This window comes from Nostoc sp. CHAB 5715 (genome assembly GCF_020829685.1).
Taxonomy (GTDB): Bacteria; Cyanobacteriota; Cyanobacteriia; order Cyanobacteriales; family Nostocaceae; genus Nostoc.
In genome coordinates this window covers 1-5,279 of record NZ_JAIVFR010000526.1, presented here as the reverse complement: position 1 = coordinate 5,279, position 5,279 = coordinate 1, and the positions used below count along the sequence as shown (strand labels likewise).

Below are 5,279 nucleotides of genomic sequence, written 5' to 3'. Positions count from 1 at the left end.
GTATCCGGGTAAAGCGAATCTATTAGGCGATCGCCTCTCTACCACCCTAGCATTCTACAACTTGGAACGCAGCAATGTTGCTGCTCAAGGATTCGATAATGTCCTATCACAATTTCAAATCGGCAAACAACGTAGCCGTGGGATTGAACTAGACGTTGCTGGGGAAATTCTACCGGGTTGGAACCTAACAGCGAGCTATGCTTATACAGACACAAAAATTCTTGAAGATAGCAACTTCAACTCTGAGGGTAAGCAATTACTAAACGTCCCCAGAAATGCTTTTGGATTATGGACTACTTATGAACTACAATCTGGTAGCCTAAAGGGGTTGGGAGTTGGCATTGGTATATTTAACCAAGGAGAACGACAAGGTGATTTACTAAATACATTCACTTTACCCGGATACTGGCGAACAGATGCATCACTGTTTTATCGCCGCAACAACTTCCGCGCTGGAATCAATTTGCAAAACTTGTTTGATCAAGATTACTTCGAGGGTGCCCGCAATATTGTCCGCGTCATCCCAGGTGCGCCTTTTGCTATTACCGGCAGCGTTTCCTGGGAATTTTAATATTAGGTATAGGGCATGGGGCATGGGGCATGGGGCATTGGGCATTGGGCATTGGGCATCCCTTCGGCTTCGCTCAGGGCAAGTGGGCATGGGGCATGGGGAATAGAGGATGAGTCTTTGAACTCCATTAATGAGTCTTTGATACTCGCCCAGGAGTCTTTGATACTCGCCCAGGAGTCTTTGATACTCGTGAATGAGTCTTTAATACTCGCCGACGAGTCTTTGAACTCCATTAATGAGTCTTTGAACTCCGTTAATGAGTCTTTAATACTCGTGAATGAGTCTTTGAACTCCATTAATGAGTCTTTGAACTCCATTAATGAGTCTTTGAACTCCATTAATGAGTCTTTGAACTCCGTTAATGAGTCTTTAATACTCGTGAATGAGTCTTTGAACTCCGTTAATGAGTCTTTAATACTCGTGAATGAGTCTTTGAACTCCGTTAATGAGTCTTTGAACTCCACTCCCCATGCCCCATGCCCCATGCCCGATGCCCGATGCCCGATGCCCCATGCCCCATTCCCCAGTCCCCAGTCCCTTCAATTCCTCCAACTTCCCACAATGCGAACTTTTTTGGTAATCTGGCTAGGGCAGATGGTATCAACCATCGGCAGTTTTATGACAGTGTTTGCACTGACAATTTGGGTATGGGACAAAACGGGTTCAGCAACAGCTTTGGCATTAGTGGGTTTCTTCGCCCAACTACCCAGATTGCTGATTACCACCTTTGCAGGTATTGCTGTTGATCGCTACGATCGCCGATTACTCATGCTCATTGCTGAAGTTGTCGCTTTTTTATGTACCCTCGTAGTAGCGCTGCTATATCTCACCCAGCAATTACAGGTGTGGCAGCTATATATAATAGTCGCCCTCTATGGTGGTTTTGGACAGTTACAAGTTCTGGCATATTCAACTTCCATCGCCCTGCTGGTTCCCCAAGAACAATATACCCGTGCTGAAAGTTTGGGGAGTGCTGTAAACTACAGTGCGGCAATTTTTGCCCCCGCCTTAGCAGGCTTTCTCTATCCGCGTTTTGGGTTGCAAAGCATCTTTTGGATTGATTTAGCGACTTTTATCGCTGCCTTTGTAACGTTGCTGATTGTCAGGATTCCCCGAACATCGCCAGAAAAAACAGTGGATGATCACCAAGAAAGCCTGTGGCAAAAATTGACCTTTGGATTTCGCTATATTTGGGCAAATCCTTCTTTAACAGCAATGGCGATCGCCTTTACCTTATTTGCAATTCCCAATGATATCAGCAAAGCGCTCTACAGCCCGATGATTCTCGCCCGCACAGGTGGCGACTCAGAAATTCTCGGCGCTGTCACCACTGCTGCGGGTATTGGCGGTGTCGTCGGTGCCCTACTACTGGGAGCTTGGGGAGGATTTAAACGTCGCATTCATGGAATGTTACTTGGTTTTGCCGGATATGGTTTCTTTAGAACAATTCTTGGTCTTGGACAAACATTACCAATTTGGATAATTGCCCATTTTCTCGCGGCAGCACTTATTCCCATGTTCTATAGTTGTAGTAATGCTATTTGGTATGCCAAAGTCCCCCCGTCTTTACAAGGACGAGTCCTCGCTGCCGATCAACTTATAGGTGTAACAGTTTCTACCATCACACCATTAATTGCCGGGTTCTTGGCAGATCGAGTCTTTGAACCAGCAATGCATCCGACGGGGAGTTTAGCGCCTATTTTCGGTAACATCTTTGGTACTCGGACGGGTTCAGGCATTACTTTGCTATTTGTCAGCATGAGTATTTGCACCGTAATAGTAGGAATCTTTGGGTATAGCGTGCGTTCTTTGCGACGAGTAGAGGACTTAATACCAGATAGCTCCCAATCTTAAGTTCACTAGCTTTGAAGAAGGTAAATTCGTGCAAATTTTGCAAGAGTAAATCAAAAATCTCTTGTGAGTCTCCCCTATTTCCGCAGCTTGCCCAATTCATCCCGATATCTGTAACGAAAATTTAACTTACACACAGGAAATGATTTATGGCACCAATAGTCAAAATCACAGCCAATACTGAAAATCTGGTTGAAACTCAAGGTACTATTTTAACCTTTAGCTTTGAGTTAAGTGAAGCCCCGCCACCAGCAGGCGTGACAGTCTACCTGAAAGGCAATATTGCCCAATCATTGACCCAACTCGATTTATTTGCGATCGCTTATTCGGGAGGTGATGCCCCAGAGGGAGATTTTGACTTTACAGGATTCTACTTTAACATCAAGTCTAAAATCGCCACAGTCACTCTGCCGATTTTCGCCGATGGAATTGTGGAAAGTCCCCAAACTGTAGTTTACACACTCCAGCCTGGTACAGGATACACTGTTAATCCAAGTTTCAGTGCGATCGCTGTTAACTTCTTCGATAATGCCATTATTGGTGGAGTGGGTAACGACAATCTCATTGGTAATAGTGCTAACGACAATCTCATTGGTAATGCTGGTAACGACACTCTCAATGGAGGCGCTGGTAACGACATACTAATTGGGGGAAGTGGAAAAGATATTCTAATTGGAGGGCTGGGAGTGGATCGATTTGACTACCGCAACTTAGCTGATTCGCTCTTCAGTAGCTTTGATGTTATTAACAACTTCAATGCTAATGCTGGTAATGATCTATTCCTCGTTTCCACAGCACGAGCCGGATTATTGAATGCGGGAAGTGTTACAACTCTTAATGCGGCTGGAATTGGAGCTAAATTAACCACCGCTAGTTTTAGAGCCAACTTTGCTGCCCGATTTACCTTTGGAAGTCGCAGCTTTGTCGCCATTAATGATACTACAGCAGGGTTTAACGCTAATACCGATGCCATCATTGAGGTGACAGGATTAACTGGAACTCTGGGGATCAATAATTTTACGACCACGTTGGCGTAGCCGTCCTTTTCACCTCAGCCCTATTGTATGCTGAGGCGATCGCTAAAGCTTCCAAAACTTTAGCTGTTGCCGGAATAAGGTTTAATAGTAGATATGACCAAAGAAAAGCAAAGGAGCAGGGGAGACAAGCAGGAATTTCTACCTTGTCTTTTCACTCTCTCTTCTCTCCCCAATCCCCAGTTCCTTTGAAGTTCTATAGCTTATGCAAGCAAATTTTGCACAAACTGCCAATCAACTTTGAGATTGACCCATCTGTAGCAAATTACCTATGCCAACCGTCAAGCTGACAACCAATATTACAAACCTCATCGAAACTGAAGGTACTATAATAACCTTCAGATTTGAGCTAGATGAGCCGCCACCAGGGGCAGGTGTGAGAGTTTATCTCAAAGGCAATGTCCCGCAATCATTGAACCAACTGGACTTATTTGCACTCAACATTCAAGGTGGGGACTTCCCAATAGGAGACTTTGATTTTACAGGGTTCTACTTTAACATTAAGTCTCAAGTTGCCACAGTGAGTGTGCCGATTTTTGCAGATGGGACTCCAGAGGGTCAGCAAACCGTAGTTTACACACTCCAGCCTGGTACAGGGTACACAGTTGATCCTAGTGCTAGTGCTATCACTGTTAACTTCTTCGATGACCCTAGTCAGGTTCCCCCCCCGCCACCACCGCCCAATGACCCACCAATAGCAGTTAACGACAGCTACACCACCCAAGCAGCCACAGAACTAATAGTAGATGTAGCTAATGGTGTTTTAAATAATGATACTGATGCTCAAACTGACCCACTGACAGCCCAAGTTGTACTTGCACCCAGCAACGGTATATTAACTTTCAATGCCAATGGCGCTTTCAACTATATACCAAATGCGGGCTTTTCAGGCACAGATAGCTTCACCTACCTAGCGAACGATGGCAAAGCCAATTCAACTGCTGCTACAGTCAGTATTACCGTTAACCCACCGCCCAATGACCCACCAATAGCAGTCAACGACAGCTACACCACCCAAGCAGACACAGAACTAATAGTAGATGTAGCTAATGGTGTTTTAAATAATGATACTGATGCTCAAAGCGACCCACTGACAGCCCAAGTTGTACTTGCACCCAGCAACGGCACATTAAATTTCAATGCTAACGGCGCTTTCAACTATATACCAAACGTAGGCTTTTCAGGCACAGATAGCTTCACCTACCTAGCGAACGATGGCAAAACCGATTCTGGCATTGCTACAGCTAGTATTACCGTTAACCCACCACCAGCACCACCACCAACAATTAGCTTTACCGTTAGCCCAACTACTTTAGTTGAGGCAAATAACGACAGTATTGTTTTAACCTTTCAACTGAGTGAACCACCTCCAGAAGGAGGGTTAGAAGTTACATTTGATAGTGGTGTGGAGCGATCGCTTGCGGAATTGGATGTCTTTAGTGCATCATTTAATGGCGCTCGTTTGGTAAGAGCCAATTCCACTTCTAGTGGTGCCACTATTAGATTACTCCAGCAAACTGCAACCATTACTCTACCACTGTTTGCAGATGAAGTGGTAGAAGGTTCAGAAACCTTTACTTACACACTTAGTCCAGTAACAGGCTACGATTTTGTACCGGGTGAAAATGCTATTACATTTACCATCAACGATACAGCCACACCACCACCACCGCCCAATGACCCACCAGTAGCAGTCAACGACAGCTACACCACCCAAGCAGCCACAGAACTAATAGTAGATGTAGCTAATGGTGTTTTAAATAATGATACTGATGCTCAAACTGACCCACTGACAGCCCAAGTTGTACTTGCACCCAGCAACG

At 45.0% G+C, this 5,279-nt stretch carries 5 protein-coding genes; 4 read left to right on the top strand and 1 reads right to left on the bottom strand.

Going from position 1 to position 5,279, the window contains the following annotated elements; genetic code table 11:
• Positions 1-571, top strand: a 571-nt coding sequence (locus LC574_RS25075; protein ID WP_229456257.1) for a TonB-dependent siderophore receptor, incomplete at its 5' end; no start/stop codon positions are given.
• A 2-nt stretch (positions 572-573) separates the two neighbouring features.
• Here LC574_RS25075 and LC574_RS38240 read toward each other — a convergent pair.
• Positions 574-699, bottom strand: a complete 126-nt coding sequence (locus tag LC574_RS38240; RefSeq protein ID WP_267871672.1) for a hypothetical protein — start codon at positions 697-699, stop codon at positions 574-576.
• Here LC574_RS38240 and LC574_RS25070 point away from each other — a divergent pair.
• The 3 genes from LC574_RS25070 to LC574_RS25060 form a co-directional block, all read left to right on the top strand.
• Positions 689-2,425: an MFS transporter gene (locus tag LC574_RS25070; protein ID WP_229456256.1), complete on the top strand. Its 1,737-nt coding sequence runs from the start codon at positions 689-691 to the stop codon at positions 2,423-2,425. The two genes, LC574_RS38240 and LC574_RS25070, sit on opposite strands and share 11 nt — an antisense overlap.
• A 146-nt stretch (positions 2,426-2,571) precedes the next feature.
• Positions 2,572-3,459 carry a bluetail domain-containing putative surface protein gene (locus LC574_RS25065; RefSeq protein WP_229456255.1) on the top strand — a complete coding sequence of 296 codons (888 nt, stop codon included), beginning with the start codon at positions 2,572-2,574 and terminating at the stop codon, positions 3,457-3,459.
• A gap of 268 nt (positions 3,460-3,727) precedes the next feature.
• A partial coding sequence (locus tag LC574_RS25060; protein WP_229456254.1) for a cadherin-like domain-containing protein occupies positions 3,728-5,279 on the top strand: 1,552 nt, incomplete at its 3' end.

Bases quoted from the DNA above. Each gene is read 5' to 3' on its own strand.
- LC574_RS25065 (WP_229456255.1), top strand. From the start codon at position 2,572: ATGGCACCAATAGTCAAAATCACAGCCAATACTGAAAATCTGGTTGAA.
- LC574_RS38240 (WP_267871672.1), bottom strand. From the start codon at position 699: ATGGAGTTCAAAGACTCATCCTCTATTCCCCATGCCCCATGCCCACTT.